This window comes from Amycolatopsis halotolerans (genome assembly GCF_042647905.1).
GTDB lineage: Bacteria > Actinomycetota > Actinomycetes > Mycobacteriales > Pseudonocardiaceae > Amycolatopsis > Amycolatopsis halotolerans.
Genome location: NZ_JBHRWI010000007.1, coordinates 181550 through 202349 on the forward strand (window position 1 = coordinate 181550; position 20800 = coordinate 202349).

A 20800-nucleotide genomic window follows, 5' to 3' on the forward strand; every position below is an offset into this window, starting at 1 on the left:
GCGTCAGAGGTAGCGGCGTTGGTTCCGCTTCTCTTCCGCGTAAGTCTCGTAAGCCGCGCTCGTCGAGTCCAAATCGGACACTTCGCTCACCGGTACCTCCCACCACGCCGAGCCCGGCGGGTTGGGCGCGAGCGGATCCGTCTCCACGTGCACCACCGTGGTCACCGGATTGGCCTTGGCCTGTTTCAAAGCGGCTCGGAACTCGTCCACAGTGGACGCGCGCAGCACAGTTGCGCCGAGGCTCGCCGCATTGGCTGCGAGATCGACCGGCAGGACGTCGCCCTCCAGCAAGCCGTTGTCGGCGCGATACCGATAAGACGTACCGAACCGTTGTGAGCCCAGTGATTCCGACAGTGACCCGATCGAGGCGAACCCGTGGTTCTGCACCAGCACGATGATCACCTTGAGCCGTTCGGCGATCAGCGTGACGATTTCCTGCGCCATCATCAGATACGAGCCGTCGCCGACCAGCACCACGACCTCGCGGTCCGGCGCGGCCAGCTTCACCCCGACGCCCGCGGCGATCTCGTATCCCATGCAGGAGTAGGCGTATTCCACGTGGTACGCCTTGGGATCTCTCGCCCGCCACAGCATCTGCAGGTCGCCGGGCATGGAACCGGCGGCGTTGATCACGACGTCGCTGTCGTCGAGCGAGCGGTTCAGCGCACCGAGGATCTCCGTTTGCGCGGGCAGGGGAGCGTGACCGAGGTCGAAGCAGGCGTCGGCGGTGCGGTTCCAGTCGTCGGCGAGTTGCCGGGCCCGCGCGCGATAGGCGTCAGAAACGTGCCAGCCGGACAGCGCGGTCGACAAGGCTTCCAATCCGCGTCGGGCGTCGGCGACCACTGTCTCGGCGGAGTGTTTCGCGGCGTCGAACCGGGCGACGTTGAGGTTCACGAACCGCACGTCCGGGTTGCCGAAGACGGTGTGCGAAGCGGTGGTGAAGTCGCTGTACCGGGTGCCGATTCCCAGTACGACGTCGGCTTCCGCGGCCAGGGCGTTCGCGGCGGCCGTGCCGGTGGAGCCGAGACCGCCGACCGCGCACGGGTGATCCCACGGCACCGCCCCCTTGCCCGCATGTGTGTCGGCGACGGGGATGCCGGTAGCCGAGGCAAAAGCACGCAGCTCCGGCCAAGCCTCGGAGTACACAACGCCGCCGCCCGCGACGATCAGCGGTGCCTTCGCCGAACGCAGCAACTCCGCGGCGCGGGCCAAGGCTTCCGGAGCAGGCGCCGGACGGTCCACGTGCCAGACTCGGCGGCGGAAGAAGTCGTCGGGCCAATCGCAGGCTTCGGCCTGCACGTCTTGCGGCAGCGCGAGCGTGACGGCGCCGGTTTCCACCGGATCGGTCAGCACGCGCATCGCGGCGAGGGCGGCCGGGATCAGCTGTTCGGGCCGGGTGATCCGGTCGAAGTACTTCGACACCGGGCGGAAGGCGTCGTTCACCGAGACGTCGCCGCAGCGCGCGTCTTCCAGTTGCTGCAACACGGGATCCGGTCCCCGGCCGGCGAAAACATCGCTCGGCAGCAGGAGGACGGGAAGCCGGTTCGTGGTGGCCAGCGCGGCCCCGGTGATCATGTTCGTGGAACCGGGACCGGTGGACGCGGTGCAGGCGAACGTCTGGAGCCGGTCGCGCATTTTCGCGAACGCGGTCGCGGCGTGCACCTGGCCCTGCTCGTTGCGGGCGAGGTAGTACGGGAACTCGCCGGTGTGCGCGGCCTGCAGCAGGGCCTGGCCGAGCCCGGCGACGTTGCCGTGCCCGAAAATCCCGAAGCAGCCCGGAATCAGCCGATGCTCGACGCCGTCGCGCTCGGAGTATTGGTTGGCCAGGAAGCGCACGAGGGCTTGCGCGGTGGTCAGCCTCATCGTGCGCCTCCGAACGGCAGCCGGGGATCGACGTCCTGGGATTCCCAGGTCTGGCGCACCCACGCGTGCGCGGGGTCGTCGCAGATCAGCCACGCCCGTTCGGGTCCGGGACCGGCCATCACGTTCAGGTAGTACAGGTCGTAGCCAGGCGCGGCCATCGAGGGACCGTGCCAGCCGTGCGGAATCAGCACGACGTCGCCGCTGCGAACCTCTTCCAGTACGTCGATCGGGCGCTCGGCAGTGCCGTAGACCCGCTGGTAGCCCATGCCGCCGCCGGCGACCTCGAAGTAGTAGATCTCCTCGAGCTCGCTTTCGCCCTCGCGCGCCTCGTCGTGTTTGTGCGGCGGGTAGGACGACCAGTTCCCGCCCGGGGTGAGGACTTCGCAAACGAGCAGCTGGTCGGCGTCGAAGGTGTGTGGGAGGCAGTAGTTGTTGACCTGGCGGCTGCAATTTCCCGCGCCGCGCAGTTCAGTAGGCACGCCCTTTGCCGGGCCGTATCGCGCGGGCAACCGCTTCGAGGTTTTCGCCGACGGCAGTGCGAATCGGCCTTGACCCGTGACGGTTGCTTCGGCATCCCTTGGCAGGTAAGCGAAATCGGTGACCGCGTCGAACACGCCGGTACGGCCGGTCAGCTCGAACGTCTCGTCATCGACCGACACCGTGCAGCTGCCGGACAACGGGAGCACGAGCGTTTCCGCGTCGCCGGTGGAGAAAGTCTCGGTGCCGTCGAGTTCCAGCACGCGCAGGCCGGAGTAACCCCATCCGGCCGATTCGGGAGTGATGACAAGGCTGAACTGGTTCACAACAACCCCACCGCCGTATCGACTGCCTTGGCCACGTCGCCGTCGTGCGGATAGAGCAGCGACCGTCCGACCACCAAACCCTGCACCGTCGGCAGCGCGAGCGCCTCCTGCCAGGACGCGAACGCCGCGTCCGGGTCGGTCACCTCGCCGCCGAGCAGCACCGCGGGCAGCGTGGAGGCGGCCAGGACCCGCTCCATCTCGGCGACCACCGGCAGCTTCAGCCAGGTGTAGGCCGACGATCGGCCGAGTCCGGACGCGATCGTGATGGACCGGATGACCGATTCGGGGGAGAGGTCGTTCTTGATGTGCCCGCCGATCCAGCCGGACAGGAACGGTTCGACCATCGCGAGCAGCTTCCGGTCGGCGAGCGAGTCGATGGCCTTCGCGGTGTTCTCCAGGACGCTCGGCGTCGCCGGGTCGTCCAGGCAGATCCGGGTGAGCATCTTCCCGCCGTCGAACCGCATCCGGGCGATGGTTTCCGCGTCGTAGCAGGCGAACCGGTCGTCGATCTCGAAGCTCGACCCGGCCAGCCCGGTGCGGTTCATCGACCCGAGCACGGTCTTGCCGTTCAGCACGCCGAGCAGCAGCAGGTCGTCGATCACGTCCGGGGTCGCGAGCACCCCGGTGACGCCCGGGCGTTCCAGCGCGAGACAGAGCCGGTCCAGCAACTCGCCGCGATCGGCCATCGCCAGGGGATCCGCGCCGACCGCGTTCGCGCCGCGCGCGGGATGATCGGCCGCGATGATCATCGCCGCGCCCTTGTCGTTGAACGGCGATTTCGCGCGTATCCGCGCAGCGGCCGCCTCGGCGATCGCGTCCGGATCGTGCACCCGTTTGGCGACGATCCGCTCGACGGTATTCATTCCGTCCCTCCGAGCCTGCGCAGTACCTGGTCCTCCGTGGGCATCGCGTCCGAACAGGCGAGTTCCCCGGCGACATGTGCGCCCGCGGCGTTCGCGAAGCGCATGATCCGCTCGATGTCCCAGCCGGACAGCAGCCCGTGCACCAACGCGCCGCCGAACGCGTCGCCCGCGCCGAGGCCGTTGACCACCTCCACCGGAACCGGCGGCACCTCTGCCTCGCCGGTGTCGTCCACCGCAAGCACGCCCTTCGGTCCCTGCTTCACCACTGCTAGCGAGATACCCTTGTCCCGTAACGCTTTCGCTGCTTCCCGCGGTTCGCGCAGCCCCACCGCGGTGTCGCATTCGTCGAGGTTGCCGACCGCGACCGTCGCGTATTCCAGCGCCTTGCCGACCCATTCGCGCGCCTGCTCGCGGGACTCCCAGAACATCGGCCGGTAATCGAGGTCGAGCACGGTGATGCCCTTGCGGCCACGGGTTTCCAGCGCGGCGAGCGTGGCCGAGCGGCTCGGTTCCTGCGACAGGCCGGTCACTGTCGCCCAGAAGACTTTCGCCGAGCGGATCGCGTCGAGATCCAGGTCGTCGACCGTGATGTCGAGGTCCGGTGCCTTGGGGAAACGGTAGAAGTAGAGCGGGAAATCGTCGGGTGGGAAGACTTCGCAGAACGTCACCGGCGTCGGCAGTCGCGGCGAGGTGCCGACGTACCGGTCGGCCACGCCGTACCCGGCGAGCGCGCGGCGCAGGAACCGGCCGAACGGGTCGTCGCCGGTCTTCGTGATCACCGCGCTGCGCCGGCCGTACCGGGCGGCGGCGACCGCGACGTTGGTCGCGCTGCCGCCGAGGTATTTGCCGAACGAGGTGACGTCCTCCAGGCCGACGCCGGTCTGCAGCGGGTAGAGGTCCACCCCGATCCGGCCCATCGTGACGAGGTCGAACCCCGTGGTCATCGCGTCCTCCTCGCAGGCTGTGCCCCGACCGTGCCCGGTTCCCGAGGACTTTGTCAAGACATATGGACATACGCACGGTAGGCTTCGGCGATGAGCACCAGTCCGGCCTGGGACCCGGTCCGCGGGATCGCGGTGGACCCGGCGAGCCCCGAGCCGCTGTACTTCCAGGTCGCGCGCCAATTGCACGCCGCGATCGACGACGGCCGCCTCCCCGCGGGCTCCCGGCTCGCGAACGAACTCGACCTCGCGGCGGGGCTGCGGCTGTCGAGGCCGACCGTGCGGCAGGCGATTCAGTCGCTGGTCAACCAGGGTTTGCTGGTGCGCAAACGCGGCGTCGGCACCGAGGTGGTGCGCACGAAAGTCGCCCGGCCGCTGCGCCTGAGCAGCCTTTTCGACGACCTCGCCGGACTGGGCGAGACGCCGTCGTCGCGGGTGCTGGTCAACCGCGTCGAACCGGCCGATGCCGAGGCCGCCGCTGTGCTGGAGGCTCCCGAGCTGCAGCGAGTACGCCGGTTGAAGCGGATCCGCTGCACGGGAGGCGAACCGCTGGCGGTCATGAACAACTGCCTCCCGGACGGCGTTCTCGACGTCGTCGACGACGAATTGCGCTCGCAGGGGCTCTATCAGCTGCTGCGGCAGGCGGGGATCCGGCTGCATTCGGCGCAGCAGAGCATCGGCGCGCGGCTGGCGACCGAGGAGGACGCGGCGCTGCTGGACGAATCGCCCGGCGCGGCGTTGCTGACGATGCAGCGCACGACGTACGACGAGACGGGCCGGGTGGTCGAGTACGGCTGGCACGTTTACCGGGCGTCGCGGTATTCGTTCAATCTGCCGCTGACGCACGGTCCGCAGTGAAGGGTTTCCCCGCGGACCGCCGCGTCTGGTTGGTCAGCTTTCCCGGTCGTGCACGCGGGTGAAGTCCGGCTTCCGCCGCTCGCGATGCGAAGCGAGCCCTTCGCGGACCTCAGGACCGGCGAAACCGTAGAACTCCAGCGCCAGCGAGGAGTCGAAGATCGCGCCCGCGAGCTGCCGGTACCAGAGGTTGAGGCTCTGCTTCGTCCAGCGGATCGCGTTCGGCGCGCCGTTCGCCAGCTCGTGCGCGATCTCCCGCGCGGTCGGCAGCAGCCCGGCCTCCTCCTCGACACACAGCGACACCAGCCCGATCCGCTCGGCCTCGGCTCCGGTCATCGGACGGCAGGTCATCAGGTAGTACTTGGCCTTCGCCATCCCGCACAGCAGCGGCCAGCACACCGCCGCGTGGTCGCCCGCCGCGACGCCGAGGCGCGTGTGGCCGTCGATGATCTTGGCGTTCGCGGCGGCCACGGAGATGTCCGAGAGCAGCCCGGCGACCAGGCCCGCGCCGACAGCCGGGCCGTGGATCGCGGAGACGGTCGGCTTGGCGCAGTCGATGACGTTGTAGACGAGGTCGCGGGCCTCGCGCATGGTGCGCGAACGGGCCTCGAAGTCGTTCGCCAGCTTCTCGACCAGGTCGAATGACCCGCCCGCGGAGAACCCCTTGCCCTCGCCGCGCAGCAGGACGGCCTTGACCTCGGGGTCGCGGTCGAATTCGCGCCAGACGTCGGCGAGCTCGCCGTGCGCGTCCTCGCTGACCGCGTTGAGGTGCGGCGCGTCCAGGACGAGTTCGATGACGCCGTCCTCGTCCGGTCCGTCGACCCGCAGGTTCTCGAACTGCGCGTAGCGGCTCATTCGGCTTCCCTCCGTCGTCCGGAACATCTGCGTCACCTTGCCATTGCTCCGGACACTGCCGCCAGATCACGAGCCCTCTCCGGACAGTTCGACGGCGAGGCTGGTGCTCAGGCCGGACGGGCCGAGCAGGTCGAGCGTGACCGAACGGGCGCCGGGGCTCGCCCGCAGTTGCGCGGGCTGCCCGCAGAACAGCGGCGCCTGGTTGCGATGGCTGATCCGGCGCACCCGCGAGGCGGGGGAGTCGAGCCGCAGCACCTCGGCGAGGGCAAGTGACATCAACGGCCCGTGCACGACGAGGCCGGGATAGCCCTCGACTCTCGTGGCATACGGCCAGTCGTAGTGGATGCGGTGCGCGTTCGCGGTGGCCGCGGAGAACCGCATCAGCAGCGTCGGATCGGTGACGAACTCCCAGCTCTGCCCGTCGGTGCGGCGGAACGGCGAGCCCACCGGTTCGAGCGCGGCGGCGGTTTCCGGTACCGCGGGCGCGGCGAGCGGTCCGGCCTCGCGGTAGAGCATGTCCTGACGTTCCTCGACGTACAGCGTTCCGTCCACTCCGGACAGTTCCGTGCGCACCCGGACGATCGCCAACTTCCCGGAACGGCCGGACTTTTCGGTGACAGAGTCCACAATGGATTTTCGGCGAACGGTCTCGCCGACCTTCGGCGCGCGGTGCACCACGACCTCGCCTCCGGCGAACATCCGCCGCGGCAGGTCGACCGGGGGCAGGAACCCGCCGCGCACGGGATGGCCGTCCAGGCCGAGGCGTGACGACACCGGCCAGCGGGGGAGAGCCACCCAATGCCACAGCGGAGGGAGGTCGTCGCCTTCGCCAGGCGCGGGGAGCCCGTTGTCGAACAACGCCGCCAGCGCGGCGACCGGGCCGGGTTCGAGCACTTCTTCGCTGGTGGCGGCGTAGGGCTCCCAGGCTTCCGGTGCGGACATGGGGTTCCTCGGATCTGGTTTCGGACGAGGCAGTCGGGGTGAATACTTTATCAGGAATTACCCGGTGCCTCGCGGGCTAGTGGCGCTGTTCGTTCAGCTGTACGCAGCATCTGGCCGTGGTGAACGGCGGCCGGTGGCGGGCTCGAACAGGGCGGCTTATGTAATACTTTATCTGCTCGAACATCCGCCAGAGGGGAGGCCGGGGCGATGCCCGAAGCCACGGGCGCCGGACTGCGCCGCAGCGGTCCGGCGAACCTGAAGGCGCTGGCCGCGCACGAGATCCGGCGACGGGTCTTCTCCGGCCAGTTGCGCGCCGGGGCGAAGATCGACCAGGAGGCGCTGGCGGACGAGCTCGGCATCAGCAAGCTGCCCATTCGCGAGGCCCTGATCACGCTCGACCACGAAGGCGTGGTGGAGCACATCGCCCGCCGAGGCGCGTTCGTGGCGCGGATGACGCGCGACGACATCCGCGACCACTACCGCGTGTTCGGCCTCGTTTCCGGCTTGGCCGCCGAGCGCGCGGCGAAGAATCTTTCGCCGGAAAGCCTGCGGGCGTTGCACGATCTGGCGGACCGGATGGAGTCCGGAGTGGACCGCGGCGAACAGGAACGGCTGAACTTCGAGTTCCACCGCAGGATCAACTACGCCGCCGATTCCCGCCGGCTGGTGTCGATCCTGGGCATCCTGGCGAAAACGGTGACGCACGGGTTCTACGAGGCGCACGAGGACTGGCCGGAAAAGGCGCACGACGACCACCGGAAGATCCTGAACGCACTCAGCGCCCGGTCGGCGTCGCGGGCCCGGTCCATTGTGGAGAAGCACTTCTCGGACGGCGGCGAGCGTGCGGTTTCCTTGCTGGAGAAGCAAGGTTTCTGGGACCGCTGACCCTGGGCGTCAGCGTCGCTTCAGCAACTGTGCCAAGTGGACGCCGCGCACTCCGGCCAGTTGATCGGCTTGCGTGCGGCAGGAGAAACCGTCGGCGAGGAACACGGCGTCCGGGTTGTCTCGCAAGGCCGGGAGCAGTGCGTTCTCCGCCACGGCAACGGAAACGTCGTAATGGCCGCGTTCCATGCCGAAGTTCCCGGCCAGACCGCAGCACCCGGCAAGAGTGCGCAGTTCCGCTCCGGTCGTCGCGAGCAGAGCCTGATCGGCCTCGAAGCCCATCACCGAATGATGGTGGCAATGCGGCTGCGCGATCACTGTGACGCCGGACAGATCGGGCGCTCGCCAGCCGTCCGTCTTGGCAAGGAGTTCGGCGAGCGTCGTGACCGCGGCGGAGACCGTCGCGGCGTCCGGATCGTCGGGGAACAGGTCCAGCAGATCGGACCGCAGAACGGCGGTGCACGACGGTTCGACGCCGACGATCGGAAGCCCGGCCCGCGCGTACGGGCGCAGCGTGTGCACGAGGTCGCGGAGCTTCCGGCGAGCGGTGTCGAGCTGACCGGTGGTGATCCAGGTGAGCCCGCAGCACGGCTGCCGCGGCGGGACGAGCACGCGATATCCGGCGTCGGCGAGCACGGCCGCGACCGCTTCGGCGACCTCGGTGTCCATACCGTCCGAAAAGGAATCCGCCCACAGCACGACTTCCGGGCCCTGCTCGCGGATCCTTCGCCGGGACCGGGTGAACGACCGGCGGGCGAACCTCGGTGCGTGGCGGCGAGTGTCTACTCCGGACAGCGCTAACAGGACCTTCTCGACCGGGCGGAGCGACATCAGCGCGTTGACGACAAGCGGGCCGAACACCGGGAGCCGGTGCAGCAGGCGGATCCAGTCCGGCAACCGGCCCAGCGTGTAGTGCGAAAGAGGGCGGATCTTGTGCCGGTATTTCCGGTGCAGAGCTTCGGATTTGTACTGTGCCAGGTCCACTCCGGCCGGGCAGTCGCTGCCGCATGCTTTGCAGGACAAGCAAAGGTCGAGCGATTCGTGCACCGCGTCGTCCGACCAGCCGGACACCAGCGAGCCGTTCGCGACCTCCTGCAGCACCCGGGCGCGGCCGCGCGTGCTGTCCTTTTCATCACGAGTGGCGAGATAGGACGGACACATGAAGCCGCCGGCCGCCCGGTTGTCGGCGCGGCATTTCCCGACTCCGACGCAGCGGTGCACGGCACGGGTGAAGTCGCCGCCGTCGTGCGAGAAGGAGAAACCGCCCGCGACGACCGGGAGCGGATGTGCTTGCGGGCGGCGGAGATCGGCGTCGAGCGGGTGCGGCCGGACGACGACGCCCGGGTTGAGGAGGTCGTCGGGATCGAAGAGGTTTTTGACCGCGCCGAACAGCTCGATCGTTTCGGCCGAGTACATCTTCGGCAGCAGTTCGCCGCGCGCCCGGCCATCGCCGTGTTCGCCGGAGAACGAGCCGCCGTAGCCGACGACCAGATCCGCGGCGGCGGTCATGAACGCGCGGAACACCGACGCGTCGCGTTCGAGCGGCAGCCCGAGCCGGACGTGCACGCAGCCGTCGCCGAAGTGGCCGTACGGGAGCCCCTCGAGGCCGTATTCGTCCAGGAGAGCGTCGAAATCCCGCAGATACGCGCCGAGCCGTTCAGGCGGGACGGCGGCGTCCTCCCAGCCCGGCCACGCCTGCTCGCCGGTCGGAGTCCGGCCCGCCAGCCCGGCCCCGTCCTCGCGGATCTGCCACATCGCGGCCGCCTCGGCACCCTGGGCCAGTACAACGTGGTCGAGCGCTTGGGAATCTTTGACGAGCCGCTCAGCGTTGTGCCGGGCCGCGGCTTCGGTCTCACCGCCGACCTCGATCATCAGCCAGCCGCCGCCGTCCGGGAGCGCGGGCACGTTGCCGCGATGGTGGCGCACGAGGTCGACCAGTCGCGCATCGAGCCCTTCGACAGCCAGCGGCCGGTGCGGCAGCAGCCCGGGCACGACGTCGCCAGCCGTCGCCATGTCCGGGTAACCGAGCACGACGAGCAGCCGCGCGGGGGAGATGTCGACCAGGTCGACGGTCGCCTCCAGCGTGACCGCCAGGGTGCCCTCGGCGCCGACCAGCGCGCGGGCGAGCGACCGGCCGTTCTCCGGCAGCAGGTGCTCGAGCGAGTAACCGGAAACCTGGCGGCTGAACCGGCCGAATTCGGTGCGCAGCAAGCTGAGCCGGGTGTCGATCAGCTCGGCGAGGCCCGGCACCGCGTCGGACGGACCAGCGGTGAACTGGCGTCCGGTGCCGTCGACCACACTCAACTCGCGAACGTTGTCCGCGGTCCGGCCGTAGGCGATCGCGTGCGGGCCGCAGGCGTTGTTGCCGATCATGCCGCCGAGCGTCGCGCGGGCGTGCGTGGACGGGTCGGGACCGAAGCGCAGCCCGTGCGGCGCGGCGGCGCGCTGGAGGTCGGCGAGGATGACGCCGGGCTGGACGACCGCGGTCCGTGCTTGCGGGTCGAGGTCGACAATGCGGTTGAGATGCCGCGAAAAGTCGATGACCACGCCCGGCCCGATCGCGTTGCCCGCGACCGACGTGCCCCCGCCGCGACTGGTCAGCGGAACACCGTGGCGGCGGGCGATCTCGAGAGTCGCGAGTACGTCCTCGGTCTCCCTCGGCAGCACGACGACCTGCGGTACGACACGGTAATTCGACGCGTCGGTGGAGTACTCGGCGCGACGGCGGACGTCGGCGTGCACCTCGCCGCGAACGTTCGCGCGGAGGTCGTCGAGCAGGTCAGTTTCGGTGCGCATCCCGGCCTGAATTTAGGTGTTTGAAACAGTGCCGTCAATCCGTACGCTGGCGCGATGACCTCGGGACGGAGGGGACCGCCGCCGGAGCTGGCCAGGGTGCGGCGGGTGAGCGTGGTGGATTCGCTGGTCGAAGAGATGACCCGCAAAATCCTCGGCGGCGAATGGCCTCCCGGGACCGCGCTGCCGTCGCTGCGGCACTTCGCGGCCTCGGCCGGGGTGTCGATGCTGACCGTCCGGGAAGCAGTCCGGACGCTGCAGGCGCGCGGCTGGGTCGAAACGCGCCAGGGCGTCGGAACGTTCGTGCTGGAACCCTCGGCGGCGCGGTTCGTCCCGTGGCAGCTGGGTGCTTCGGACGTGGCGGAGTATCGCGAACTGGTCGAGGCCAGGGAAGCGATCGAATCGACCGTCATCGCCTTGGCCGCCCGCCGCCGAACCGCCGCTGAGCTGGCGGTTTTGACGGATTTGGTCGACCGGATGGCGGCGGCTTCGACCGACCGGGACCGCTTCCTGGAGGCGGACGCGGAATTCCACGTCGCGCTGGCCGAGGCCGCGCACAACCGGATCCTGCTGCGCAGCATGCTCGCGATCCGCCTCCCGCTGCGCCGCCTGATGGCCGACCGGCTCTTGGCGGAACTCGCCGAACACGGCGACCTTTCCCGGTCGTGGGAGGACCACCGGACGATCGCGTCAGCTGTCCGGGCGGGGGTGCCGGAGCCAGGATGTGCCGCCCTGGCACGAATCGCCGCCCGGGGCCGGTCCTATGTGGACTCTACGTTGCCAGGTTTGCCGTCTCGCGGTCCGGGTAACCGGGCTACCGACGACTCCGGGAGGTGATCGAGGTGGCCGCGCACGTGGACGACGACCTGTGGACGGAATTCCACCGGGTGGTGAACATGACCTCGCGGGAGCTGGCCGACTGGCTGCGCACCCGGGAAGCCGGAACGGAGACAGAACCGCTGCCGGACCAGGCGGGGCCCGCGACCGGCCGTCAGGTGCTGTCGATCCTGGGCAAACGCCGGTCGGACGTGAACGACAGCGATGTCGAGGTAATGCGCGACGTGGTGGACCGGGTGCACGCCGCTCGCCGGGATGATCTGGAGCCGGTGGCGGGGGATGCGGGGTGGCGGCAGGGATTGATGTCGCTGGGGCATGATCCGGTGAAACCGGTGCGGGACTGAATCTGGCCGGGTTTGGCGGGACGGCCGCGTGGGGCCCGTTGCGGGGGAGAGACTGACCGTTCGGGCTGGGCGAGTTCCGTCTTCTGGCGCAACGGAGCAGTTTCAGCGTGCCGGATCTGACGCGAGTGGTTCCGCCGCCCCGGCTCGGCGTGGGTGCACTTGACTTGATGCCAAGGGCTTCAGCGCGTGGAGTTTGGCGCGGCGGGTCTGTCGCGCCCGGCTCGGCGGCGACCGGCCCTGGCGGAAGCAGCTCCGGTGCCAGGGAACCCGGCGAAATCTGTTCCAGCAGGCGTAAGCCCCGGGCCTCGGTGCGCCCCCGGGACGCACCGAGGCCTGGGGTTCTTCCCCTCGGCCGGTGGTTCGTGGTCAGCCGCCCGCCATGGCTCCGATGATCAGGAACGGCTCGGCTCCGGATAGGACCGGGGCGGGCAGTGCGGTGTCCGGGGCGGTGTTCGACAGGTCTTCCTCGCAGGCGAAGAACCGGACGAACGCCCGGCGTTTGCCGGTCGTCGTGTCGCGGACCGTGCCGCGCAGTTGCGGGTACGCGCGTTCCAGGGCGTCCAGCAGGGTTTCCCGCGTCGGCGGGTCCTCGACTGGCAGCTGGATCTCTCCCTCGACCTTCGCCAGGCGGCGCAGGTGCGTGGGCAGCTTGACGCGGACGACGGTGGTCATCGCAGGGTTTGCACCTCGACCGAGCACACCGCGGGCAGGTCGCGCACGATCGGGGCCCAGCTTTCGCCCGCGTCGTGCGAGGCGTAGACCTGGCCGCCGGTGGTGCCGAAGTAGATGCCGGCCTCGTCGAGGGAGTCGACGGCCATCGCGTCGCGCAGGATGTTCACGTAGCAGTTTTCTTGCGGCAGGCCGTGGGTGAGCGGTTCCCATTCGCCGCCGCCGGTGCGGCTGCGGTACACGCGCAGCTTGCCCTCCGGCGGATAGTGCTCGGAATCGCTGCGGATCGGGACCACGTACACCGTTTCCGGTTCGTGCGGGTGCACCGCGATCGGGAAACCGAAGTCGCTCGGCAGGTTGCCGCTGATCTCGCGCCAGTTGTCGCCCGCGTCGTCCGAGCGCATCACGTCCCAGTGTTTCTGCATGAACAGCACGTCCGGCCGCGACGGGTGCAGTGCGATGCGGTGCACGCAGTGGCCGACCTCGGCGTCCGGGTCCGGGATGCCGTCGGAGTGCAGGCCGCGGTTGATCGGCTGCCAGGTTTCGCCGCTGTCGTCGCTGCGGAACGCGCCCGCGGCGGAGATCGCGGCGAACATCCGCTTCGAGTTCCCCGGGTCGAGGATGATGGTGTGCAGGCACAGCCCGCCCGCGCCCGGCTGCCAGCCCGGCCCGGACGTGTGCTTGCGCAGCCCGGTGAGTTCGCGCCAGCTCTTCCCGCCGTCGGTGCTGCGGTACAGCGCCGCGTCCTGTGCGCCCGCGTACACCGTGTCCGGGTCGGTCAGCGACGGTTCCAGGTGCCAGATCCGCGTGAACTCCCACGGCTTCGGCGTTCCGTCGTACCAGAGGTGCTCGCCCGCCCCGCCCTCGTAGACGAACTCGTGGTCGACCTGGTTCCAGGTCTTCCCGCCGTCGTCGGAACGCTGGATCAGCTGGCCGAACCACGACGTGGACTGCGACGCGTACAGCCGGTCCGGGTCCGCGGGCGAGCCGGCGAGGTGGTAGACCTCCCAGCCGCCGAAGTGCGGGCCGTCGACCTCCCACCGCGTGCGTCCCTCGTCCGAGGTGAGGATGAACGCGCCCTTGCGCGTGCCGACCAATACTCGAACTCCAGGCATGCTTTCTCCCTGACAACGGGCTGTGACCTGGTTCAACCTAACCTCGCCAGACGGGAGCCGCCTCTCCATTCTTGCGCTCCCTCCGACGCCAGCGGAGGCAGCGCGACCAGCACCGGGGGCGACCACGCGGGCGCGACCTCCAGCCGGACGTCCTGGCGCAGCGGCACCGGCCCGGCCCGGATCCGCACCGGGCGCGCGGCCGAGCCGACCGCCTGCACGCTCGGCGCGAGCTGCGCCCGCGGATCGGCGGCCGAGGGCAGCGCGCAGGCCAGCAGCCGGTAGGCGCCCGGCGGAACGTCGAAGAGGGCGAACTCCAGGTCGGGCCCGAGCAGCGAGCCGCTGACCGGGACGCCGCGCGCCGACGACCCGGCGAACAGCCCGACGTACACCGCCGGCGCCCCGTCGAGCGCGGCGACCGCGTCCGGGCTCAGCAGCGCGCGGCCGGTGACCGCTCCGCCCGCGCAGTCCGGGCCCGCGACCCGCACCGGTTCCGGCGGGTGCTCGGCGAGGAGGCCGGGCAGCTGCCGGAACCGGTGCGGGCTCACCCCGACCGCCGCGGTGAAGCGCGTGGTGAACGTGCCCGGCGCGGAGAACCCGACCTCGTGGCAGATGTCGACCACCTTCTCGCCGGTGTCCAGCAGCAACTCCTTGGCGAGCTGGAACCGTTGCGCGGCAAGGAACTTCCCCGGCGGCAGGCCGATCTCCCGCTCGAACGCGCGCGCCAGGTGGAACGGGCTGTACCGGACGTGGTCGGCCACGTCCTCGAGCGTGAGCCGCCGGGTGCGTCCGGCGGCCAGGAACCTCGCCGCCTCGAGCACGGCGTCCCGCATGTGCACACCTCCTCGGATGTGCCGCCATGGTAAATCCGGGGACCGACAATTCCGGGCGTCAGCTGTTTCGCAGCTCGATGACGACGGTACGGGCGTGGATGTTTGACGCAGTCGGGCAGGTAGTTGTCGGTGAAGTACCGCGGAATGAGGCAGTTGCTGGGCGCGGATCCAGGGATGGGCGATCCGGGATAGCCGGCGAGGACTAATCCAGGGGCTCGACAATCCCCGTGTCAGTTGTCTTCCAGTTCGACGACCACCGCCGAGCGAGGGCGGCCGAGTGAGGCAGTTCGGCTGTTTCATCGCGACATCCCCGAACGCACGGCGCTGTAATCGGGCGAGCTGTGCGGCGAAGACGGTTTCTCCTCGGACCGGCTCGCGTGCAGCAGCGAGATCCGGCTGCGACCCGGACGCGAAAGCCACGTGCGGAGGACGCCCATCATCGGCATGATTCCGCTGCCCGCGGCCATCAGCACGAGGTCGGCCCACGCCCGCCGACCGTCCACAAAGGACGTCATCGCCGCCGGAATGCCTGATTTATCACCATGTGGCCAGGTCTTGAAGTCCGTGAGGGGAACCCTGAGGGAATCAGATTCCCTCAGGGTTCCCCTCACGGACGCCCCGCCCCACCCAGGTCCGCCGCGACCTGGGCACACCGCACCTGCGGCACCGCATCAAGTCCCCTGCATCGCGGGCCGGGATGGAACGAACCGGACGGGCCGCGCACCGAGAGGCGGTCGCCGACCTGCGGGCGGTCGTGAAGGCAAGCGGAGAATCGGCCGTCCTCGACACGTTTCACGGTGGTCGACCCTGCTGGCTGAGATAGCCAGGTTTTCGCTGTTCATACCTATATTGTGAGCTTTAGCTCGGGTATTCGGCCGCACGCTTTCGCGGCTGTGCGAAACCGGTGTTCAGCGGGGATCGGCCGCAGCGGCTGCTCACATTCCGAGGGTCACTTCGCCGCGGCGCGGTTGGCGTTGAAGCGCGCCTTCTTCTGCCGGTTCCCGCACGTGTTCATGTCGCACCAGCGACGGGTGCGGCTCTGGCTGGTGTCGAAGAAGGCGGCTTGGCAGGTCGGCGAGGCGCACAAGGCCAGTTTTCCGTCGCGTTCGCCCGAGATGATGCTGATCGCGTCGGCGGCGATCACGCCGAGGGCGTCTTCGACTGAGGTGAGCTGCCAGCGCCGTTCGCCGTCGGGCGTCAGGACGGCTGCGGCCTGGCCCCGGGCGCTGTGGTCGTTGATGACCTGGACGGCGGACACGGGCAGGGCCTCGCGGCGTGCGGCCGCGGTCGCGGCGGCGTGAATCGACTCCCGCAGTTCCTTGGCGAGTTCGAGCTGGTCAGCGGTGCAGGAGTCCACGGCGAGGCCGCTCACCGCCAGCCAATCGGCGAGTCGCCGCGGCGTCGGAACGCGCTCGACGGCATCGCCGCAACGCTCCGTGAGGGTCGCGGTGAAGCTCGTCGCGAGCACAGTGCCGAGGCGGAAGTCGGGGAACGCGGAAGGCATGGAACCAGCTTAGCCGGTTGCGCTGGGGTGCGGGTGACTGCTAGAACCGTCTTAGCCGGTTCCAATCCATCGAGGAGGACTCATGACCGCTCTGACCAGCGACGTAGCGGCGTTCGAAGCCCGTGCGACGGACGCTGACCTCGACGATCTGCGGGCTCGGCTAGCCGCGGCGAGGCTTCCGGAGGCCGAGACGGTGCACGGCCCGCGCCGATGGGATCAGGGCCTTCCGCTCGCCGACCTGGTCGAGCTCGTGAACTACTGGCGCACCGAGTACGACTGGCGGGCGTTCGAAGAGCGTCTTGACCGGATCGGCCAGTTCCGCACGACCATCGACGGCCTGGGAATCCACTTCCTGCACCGCCGGTCCCCGCGTGCGGATGCCACTCCGCTGATCGTGACCCACGGGTGGCCGGGAAGCATCGCGGAGTTCGTCGACGTCGTGGACGCATTGGCGGATCCGGACGACGTCAACGCGCCGGCATTTCATGTCGTCGCTCCGTCATTGCCGGGCTTCGGGTACAGCGACAAACCGGCGACTGCCGGGTGGGGGACGGAAAAGATCGCGGCCGCGTGGGCCGAGCTGATGGGGAGGCTCGGTTATCGCCAGTTCTTGGCTCACGGCGGCGACTGGGGCGGCAATATCACCACGGTTCTCGCCGGCCGGTTTCCGGAGCACGTTCTCGGCGTCCACACGTTGTTCGCGGAGGGGCCGCCGGGGCTGTCGACGGACGGGCTGACGGCGGACGAGCTCAGGTGGACCGAGGAGACCCGCCATTTCTGGCGGCACCGTGCGGCGTACGCGAAGCAGCAGGCCACGAGGCCGCAGACCATCGGGTACTCGCTCGTCGACTCGCCGGTCGGGCTTCTTGCCTGGCTCGTGGACAAGTTCGCGGAGTGGTCGGACACTGCGGACAGTCCTTTTGAGACTATCTCCCGCGATCGTGTTCTCGACGATGTCACGCTGTACTGGCTGACCCGGTCCGGTGCTTCGGCGGCCCGGATTTACTACGAGAGCCACAATTCGCTGGATCCCGAGCTTCGGGTGGACGTTCCGGCGGCGGTCACCATGTATCCCCGGGACACCGAGAAGACCCCTCGTCCTTGGGCGAAGGAGCGGTTCCGGCAGATCGTCCGCTGGCGGGAGCCGGAGCGGGGCGGGCATTTCCCGTCGCTGGAGGTGCCGGGGTATTTCGTCCGGGATCTGCGGGAGGGGCTCGCCGCGGTGCTGCGGGGGTGACAAATGGCAGGGGTCCGGTGCGCCGTCGGCTGGTGTGGTGAATCAGCAACTCCGATCCGAAGAGGAGAGCTGAATGCGAAAGACCATGCCGATCGCGCTTGCGGTCGCGGCGTTGGCAGGAGTGGTGTCGGCGGCGCCCGCGTCGGCTGGGCCGTTGCGGTGGGGTGCCTGTCCAGGCGGTGGTCAACTGCAGTGTTCGACTGTGGCCGTTCCGCTGGACTATCGGCATCCGGACGGGCGGAAGATCGATATCGCGGTGTCCCGGCTGTCTGCGGCGAAACCGGAGAAGCGGCGCGGGGTGCTGCTCGTGAATCCCGGCGGTCCGGGTTTGGCCGGGTTGCGCGTCCCGGTCGCGCAGCCGTTTCCGCAGGCGGTGCGGGACAGTTATGACATCGTCGGATTCGACCCGCGCGGGATCGGCTCCAGCGCGGGGCTGACCTGCGGGCTGAACGACGCGGACAAGGCGCTCGCGGCCAACCCGCCTTATCCGCACAATCCGGCGGAGGTGGCGGAATCGGCCGCGCTGGCGGAGCGGATCGCCAAGCAGTGCACCAGTTCGGAGACCGCCGATCTGGTGCCGTTCATCACCACCGCCAACACGGCGCGGGACATGGACCGGGTGCGGGAAGCTCTGGGCGAGGCGAAGATTTCCTATTACGGGGAGTCGTATGGCACGTATCTCGGGGCGGTGTACACGACATTGTTTCCGGAACGCAGTGACCGGGTCGTGCTGGACAGCAGTTTGCCGCCGGAGGGCTACGACGTCGAGGCGTTGCGGGCGCAAGGCATGGGTTTCCAGGTGCGGTTTCCCGACTTCGCGAAGTATGCCGCGAAGCACGACGAGGAATACCGCCTCGGCGCTGCTCCAGCGGACGTGACGGCGAAGTACTACGAGCTGGCCGATCGGCTGGACCGGAAGCCGGAGTCCGGGTTCGACGGGACGGCGTTCCGCGGCTTCACGTCGGGGGAGCTTCGGAATGACGGCAGCTTCGAAGAGCTTGCCACGTACTGGCATCTCCTCGACACGCACCAGCCGCTTCCCGGCGCGGCAAAGGCAACGGCGAAGGCGGGCGATCGTGGCAGCTTCCCGGTCGGCTACCTCGGGGTGATCTGCGGGGATTCGCAGTGGCCGACGTCGGTGCGGACCTATCAGCGCAACGTGGAAGTCGACCGGGCGCGGTATCCGATGTACGGCGCTTACACCGCCAACGTCCGGGCGTGCGCGTACTGGCCCGCGCCGGCGGAGCCGAAGGTGCGGATCACCGGCGACGGACCGGCGAACGTGCTGATGGTGCAGAACCTCCGCGACCCGGCGACACCGTTGCCCGGGGCGTTGCGCACGCGCTGGGCATTCGGCGGCCGGGCCCGGATGGTCACCGCCGACCAGGGCGGGCACGTCGCTTACGGCGCCGGTGCGAACAAGTGCCTGAACGACACGACGACGGAGTACCTGGTCGGCGGGGACTTCCCGGCGCGGGACCGCTTCTGCCCGGCCGAGCGTTCCTGATCTACGTCCGTGAAGGACTCCTTGAGGGAATCAGATTCCCCCAAGGAGTCCTTCACGGCTATCCGGCGCTGAAGATCGGGGCGAAGAACGCGGCCAGCTCGGCGGTGCCGGTGAGGGGGAGGACGTTCGCGACGTACTGGTCCGGCCGGACCACCACGATCGCACCGTCCGGCGAGATCCCGCGGGCGGCGAAGATGTCGTCTGCGGGATCCGCCGCGTAAACCTTCTCGTAGTCGATCAGCGAGAAGGGACCGGTGCGGGGCAGGAAGACTTCCGGGACCTCGCCGAGATCGATCTCCTCGTACGGCCCGGGGTAGATCACCTTCACGTCGAACCAGGCGTCGACGTCCAGATTCTTCGGCGTGTGGGCCACGACCGGGGAGTCCGGAGAATTCCCCAGCCAGCTGGCGAAATCGGCGACCGGGGCGGCGGGCCCGAAAACGTAGACGCGCCACCGACCGTCGGCCTGGGCATGGTGTCCTAAGTGGACCAGGTTCGCGTCGCAGACCCGCATGACGGGAGCCGACTTGAAGCGTTTGCCGACCGGGAACCCGGTCGCCAGGTCCTGGTGTTCCGGCGAGGCGACGATCGCCGAGGGCTGGTAGCACGTCAGGAAACCGGACGGGAATTCGAAGGTCTTCACGTAGAACTCTTCCAGTTCCGCCGGATCGGCCAGGTTCTCCGGCCGGGTCGCCATGAGCGTCGACCATTCCTTGTCGAAGTCGATGAGGTTCTTCGCGATCAGCTGGCGTTCCGCGGAGTAGGTGGCCAGCAGCGAAGCGGGACCGCGGCCGTCCAGGACGTGGCCGAGTTTCCAGCCGATGTTGAACCCGTCCTGCATCGAGACGTTCATGCCCTGTCCGGCTTTCGCGCTGTGCGTGTGGCAGGCGTCGCCGGTGATGAAGACGCGGGGCAGGCGGGTGTCGCCGACGGGGACGTCGTCGAACTTGTCGGTGAGGCGGTGGCCGACCTCGTACACGCTGTGCCAGGCCGCATTCTTCACGTCCACTGTGTACGGATGCATGATCGCGTTGGCGCGCGCGATGATCTGGTCGATCGTCGTCTTCCGGACGGCTCCGCGATCGTCCTCGGACACCTCGCCCAGGTCGACGTACATCCGGAACAGCGCGCCGCCTTCGCGGGGGATCAGCAGGATGTTGCCGCCGTCGTGGGACTGGATGGCGCATTTCGTGCGGATGTCCGGGAAATCGGTGACCGCGAGGACGTCCATCACGCCCCACGCGTGCAAAGCCTGATCACCGACGAGTTCCCGGCCGATCGACTCGCGTACCGCGCTGCGTGCGCCGTCGCAGCCGACCACGTATTTGGCCCGGACAACGCGATCCTCGCCGGCGCGCGAGCCGACAGTATGGCGCAGCGTGACAGAAACAGGGTATTCGTCGCCTTCGGTAATATCGAGTGCCTGGAATTCCAGGCCGAAATCGGGCGTCATCCGGCTCGGCGAGTTCGCCATGTACTCGGCGAAGTAGTCCTGCACGCGGGCCTGGTTCACGATGAGGTGCGGGAATTCGCTGATCCCGGTGGGGTCGTCGGGCACTCGCGAGGAGCGGACGATGCGCTTGGGGTCGGCGGGATCGGGCTTCCAGAACGACATCGTGGTGATCCGGTACGCCTCTTCGACGATCCGGTTCGCGAAGCCGAACGCCTGGAACGTTTCGACGCTGCGCGCCTGGATCCCGTCCGCCTGGCCGACTTCGAGCCGTCCGCCGCGGCGTTCGACGATGCGCGTGGTGACGTCCGGGTACCGGGACAGCTGCGCGGCGGTGATCATGCCCGCCGGGCCGGTGCCCACGATCAGGACGTCGACCTCGTCCGGCAGTTCCGCGGGCCGGTCGATCCCGGTTCCGGCGGCGGGCAGGACGCGCGGTTCGCCGGAAACGTAGCCGTGGTGGTGGAACTGCATAAGTTTCCTCACTTCGCTGTGAAGCACCAGGGGGAC

General features: G+C 69.0%; 20 protein-coding genes. 6 read left to right on the plus strand and 14 right to left on the minus strand.

Features of this window, described 5'->3' with window-relative positions:
* Positions 1–3: 3 nt before the first annotated feature.
* Genes iolD through iolC form a run of 4 tightly spaced genes read right to left on the minus strand, consistent with a single transcriptional unit; the run spans position 4 to position 4473 of the window.
* On the minus strand, positions 4–1863 hold the full coding sequence (gene iolD / locus ACFORO_RS07175; RefSeq protein ID WP_377870558.1) for a 3D-(3,5/4)-trihydroxycyclohexane-1,2-dione acylhydrolase (decyclizing): 1860 nt from the start codon (positions 1861–1863) through the stop codon (positions 4–6).
* Positions 1860–2666: a 5-deoxy-glucuronate isomerase gene (gene iolB, locus ACFORO_RS07180; RefSeq protein ID WP_377870559.1), complete on the minus strand. Its 807-nt coding sequence runs from the start codon at positions 2664–2666 to the stop codon at positions 1860–1862. The genes iolD and iolB overlap by 4 nt, the downstream gene beginning before the upstream one ends.
* Entirely contained in the window at positions 2663–3529 is an 867-nt protein-coding gene (locus ACFORO_RS07185) for a Cgl0159 family (beta/alpha)8-fold protein (RefSeq protein ID WP_377870560.1), read from the minus strand. Before ACFORO_RS07185 ends, iolB begins: the two co-directional genes overlap by 4 nt.
* Positions 3526–4473, minus strand: coding sequence for a 5-dehydro-2-deoxygluconokinase (gene iolC / locus ACFORO_RS07190; RefSeq protein WP_377870561.1), 948 nt, complete (start codon positions 4471–4473; stop codon positions 3526–3528). Before iolC ends, ACFORO_RS07185 begins: the two co-directional genes overlap by 4 nt.
* A 90-nt stretch (positions 4474–4563) precedes the next feature.
* Between iolC and ACFORO_RS07195 the strand changes: the two genes are divergently transcribed.
* Positions 4564–5328 (plus strand): GntR family transcriptional regulator, encoded by a 765-nt coding sequence (locus ACFORO_RS07195; protein WP_377870562.1) that lies wholly within the window; start codon positions 4564–4566, stop codon positions 5326–5328.
* A 33-nt stretch (positions 5329–5361) separates the two neighbouring features.
* Here the strand turns inward: ACFORO_RS07195 and ACFORO_RS07200 are convergent, their stop codons facing one another.
* Positions 5362–6207, minus strand: coding sequence for an enoyl-CoA hydratase/isomerase family protein (locus ACFORO_RS07200; protein ID WP_446681600.1), 846 nt, complete (start codon positions 6205–6207; stop codon positions 5362–5364).
* Positions 6208–6246: 39 nt separating this feature from the next.
* The gene (locus ACFORO_RS07205; protein WP_377870563.1) at positions 6247–7122 is read right to left on the minus strand and encodes an FAS1-like dehydratase domain-containing protein; all 876 of its coding nucleotides are present in this window, start codon (positions 7120–7122) and stop codon (positions 6247–6249) included.
* A gap of 207 nt (positions 7123–7329) precedes the next feature.
* Here ACFORO_RS07205 and ACFORO_RS07210 point away from each other — a divergent pair, with 207 nt between their 5' ends.
* The gene (locus tag ACFORO_RS07210; protein WP_377870564.1) at positions 7330–8007 is read left to right on the plus strand and encodes a GntR family transcriptional regulator; all 678 of its coding nucleotides are present in this window, start codon (positions 7330–7332) and stop codon (positions 8005–8007) included.
* A gap of 9 nt (positions 8008–8016) precedes the next feature.
* Here ACFORO_RS07210 and ACFORO_RS07215 read toward each other — a convergent pair whose 3' ends face one another.
* Positions 8017–10800, minus strand: a complete 2784-nt coding sequence (locus ACFORO_RS07215; protein WP_377870565.1) for an FAD-binding and (Fe-S)-binding domain-containing protein — start codon at positions 10798–10800, stop codon at positions 8017–8019.
* A 54-nt stretch (positions 10801–10854) separates the two neighbouring features.
* Between ACFORO_RS07215 and ACFORO_RS07220 the strand changes: the two genes are divergently transcribed.
* Both ACFORO_RS07220 and ACFORO_RS07225 read left to right on the plus strand, forming a co-directional pair.
* On the plus strand, positions 10855–11634 hold the full coding sequence (locus ACFORO_RS07220) for a FadR/GntR family transcriptional regulator (protein ID WP_377870566.1): 780 nt from the start codon (positions 10855–10857) through the stop codon (positions 11632–11634).
* A 5-nt stretch (positions 11635–11639) separates the two neighbouring features.
* Complete coding sequence (locus tag ACFORO_RS07225; RefSeq protein WP_377870567.1) at positions 11640–11978, plus strand: DUF3140 domain-containing protein; 339 nt, start codon at positions 11640–11642, stop codon at positions 11976–11978.
* A 366-nt stretch (positions 11979–12344) separates the two neighbouring features.
* Here ACFORO_RS07225 and ACFORO_RS07230 read toward each other — a convergent pair whose 3' ends face one another.
* The 6 genes from ACFORO_RS07230 to ACFORO_RS07255 form a co-directional block, all read right to left on the minus strand.
* Positions 12345–12650, minus strand: coding sequence for a MoaD/ThiS family protein (locus ACFORO_RS07230; RefSeq protein ID WP_354748083.1), 306 nt, complete (start codon positions 12648–12650; stop codon positions 12345–12347).
* Positions 12647–13762 (minus strand): WD40/YVTN/BNR-like repeat-containing protein, encoded by a 1116-nt coding sequence (locus tag ACFORO_RS07235; RefSeq protein ID WP_377870568.1) that lies wholly within the window; start codon positions 13760–13762, stop codon positions 12647–12649. Before ACFORO_RS07235 ends, ACFORO_RS07230 begins: the two co-directional genes overlap by 4 nt.
* Before the next feature lie 32 nt (positions 13763–13794).
* Entirely contained in the window at positions 13795–14592 is a 798-nt protein-coding gene (locus ACFORO_RS07240; protein WP_377896499.1) for a helix-turn-helix transcriptional regulator, read from the minus strand.
* Positions 14593–14888: 296 nt separating this feature from the next.
* Positions 14889–15107, minus strand: coding sequence for a hypothetical protein (locus ACFORO_RS07245; RefSeq protein ID WP_377870570.1), 219 nt, complete (start codon positions 15105–15107; stop codon positions 14889–14891).
* 92 nt (positions 15108–15199) lie between these two features.
* Complete coding sequence (locus ACFORO_RS07250) at positions 15200–15388, minus strand: hypothetical protein (RefSeq protein ID WP_377870571.1); 189 nt, start codon at positions 15386–15388, stop codon at positions 15200–15202.
* Positions 15389–15541: 153 nt separating this feature from the next.
* Positions 15542–16096: a CGNR zinc finger domain-containing protein gene (locus ACFORO_RS07255; protein ID WP_377870572.1), complete on the minus strand. Its 555-nt coding sequence runs from the start codon at positions 16094–16096 to the stop codon at positions 15542–15544.
* 82 nt (positions 16097–16178) lie between these two features.
* Here ACFORO_RS07255 and ACFORO_RS07260 point away from each other — a divergent pair, with 82 nt between their 5' ends.
* Both ACFORO_RS07260 and ACFORO_RS07265 read left to right on the plus strand, forming a co-directional pair.
* Positions 16179–17333, plus strand: coding sequence for an epoxide hydrolase family protein (locus ACFORO_RS07260; RefSeq protein ID WP_377870573.1), 1155 nt, complete (start codon positions 16179–16181; stop codon positions 17331–17333).
* A gap of 73 nt (positions 17334–17406) precedes the next feature.
* Positions 17407–18840 carry an alpha/beta hydrolase gene (locus ACFORO_RS07265; protein WP_377870574.1) on the plus strand — a complete coding sequence of 478 codons (1434 nt, stop codon included), beginning with the start codon at positions 17407–17409 and terminating at the stop codon, positions 18838–18840.
* 58 nt (positions 18841–18898) lie between these two features.
* Here the strand turns inward: ACFORO_RS07265 and ACFORO_RS07270 are convergent, their stop codons facing one another.
* Entirely contained in the window at positions 18899–20764 is a 1866-nt protein-coding gene (locus tag ACFORO_RS07270; protein WP_377870575.1) for an FAD-binding monooxygenase, read from the minus strand.
* Positions 20765–20800 lie beyond the last annotated feature (36 nt).

What these genes read in the sequence shown, in the direction of transcription:
- ACFORO_RS07185 (WP_377870560.1), bottom strand. Translation starts at nt 3,529, where the DNA reads ATGAATACCGTCGAGCGGATCGTCGCCAAACGGGTGCACGATCCGGAC.
- ACFORO_RS07255 (WP_377870572.1), bottom strand. Translation starts at nt 16,096, where the DNA reads ATGCCTTCCGCGTTCCCCGACTTCCGCCTCGGCACTGTGCTCGCGACG.
- ACFORO_RS07260 (WP_377870573.1), top strand. Translation starts at nt 16,179, where the DNA reads ATGACCGCTCTGACCAGCGACGTAGCGGCGTTCGAAGCCCGTGCGACG.
- ACFORO_RS07200 (WP_446681600.1), bottom strand. Translation starts at nt 6,207, where the DNA reads ATGTTCCGGACGACGGAGGGAAGCCGAATGAGCCGCTACGCGCAGTTC.
- ACFORO_RS07230 (WP_354748083.1), bottom strand. Translation starts at nt 12,650, where the DNA reads ATGACCACCGTCGTCCGCGTCAAGCTGCCCACGCACCTGCGCCGCCTG.
- ACFORO_RS07265 (WP_377870574.1), top strand. Translation starts at nt 17,407, where the DNA reads ATGCGAAAGACCATGCCGATCGCGCTTGCGGTCGCGGCGTTGGCAGGA.
- ACFORO_RS07220 (WP_377870566.1), top strand. Translation starts at nt 10,855, where the DNA reads ATGACCTCGGGACGGAGGGGACCGCCGCCGGAGCTGGCCAGGGTGCGG.
- ACFORO_RS07215 (WP_377870565.1), bottom strand. Translation starts at nt 10,800, where the DNA reads ATGCGCACCGAAACTGACCTGCTCGACGACCTCCGCGCGAACGTTCGC.
- ACFORO_RS07210 (WP_377870564.1), top strand. Translation starts at nt 7,330, where the DNA reads ATGCCCGAAGCCACGGGCGCCGGACTGCGCCGCAGCGGTCCGGCGAAC.
- ACFORO_RS07195 (WP_377870562.1), top strand. Translation starts at nt 4,564, where the DNA reads ATGAGCACCAGTCCGGCCTGGGACCCGGTCCGCGGGATCGCGGTGGAC.
- ACFORO_RS07240 (WP_377896499.1), bottom strand. Translation starts at nt 14,592, where the DNA reads ATGCGGGACGCCGTGCTCGAGGCGGCGAGGTTCCTGGCCGCCGGACGC.
- ACFORO_RS07245 (WP_377870570.1), bottom strand. Translation starts at nt 15,107, where the DNA reads ATGACGTCCTTTGTGGACGGTCGGCGGGCGTGGGCCGACCTCGTGCTG.
- ACFORO_RS07205 (WP_377870563.1), bottom strand. Translation starts at nt 7,122, where the DNA reads ATGTCCGCACCGGAAGCCTGGGAGCCCTACGCCGCCACCAGCGAAGAA.
- ACFORO_RS07270 (WP_377870575.1), bottom strand. Translation starts at nt 20,764, where the DNA reads ATGCAGTTCCACCACCACGGCTACGTTTCCGGCGAACCGCGCGTCCTG.
- ACFORO_RS07235 (WP_377870568.1), bottom strand. Translation starts at nt 13,762, where the DNA reads ATGCCTGGAGTTCGAGTATTGGTCGGCACGCGCAAGGGCGCGTTCATC.
- iolC (WP_377870561.1), bottom strand. Translation starts at nt 4,473, where the DNA reads ATGACCACGGGGTTCGACCTCGTCACGATGGGCCGGATCGGGGTGGAC.
- iolD (WP_377870558.1), bottom strand. Translation starts at nt 1,863, where the DNA reads ATGAGGCTGACCACCGCGCAAGCCCTCGTGCGCTTCCTGGCCAACCAA.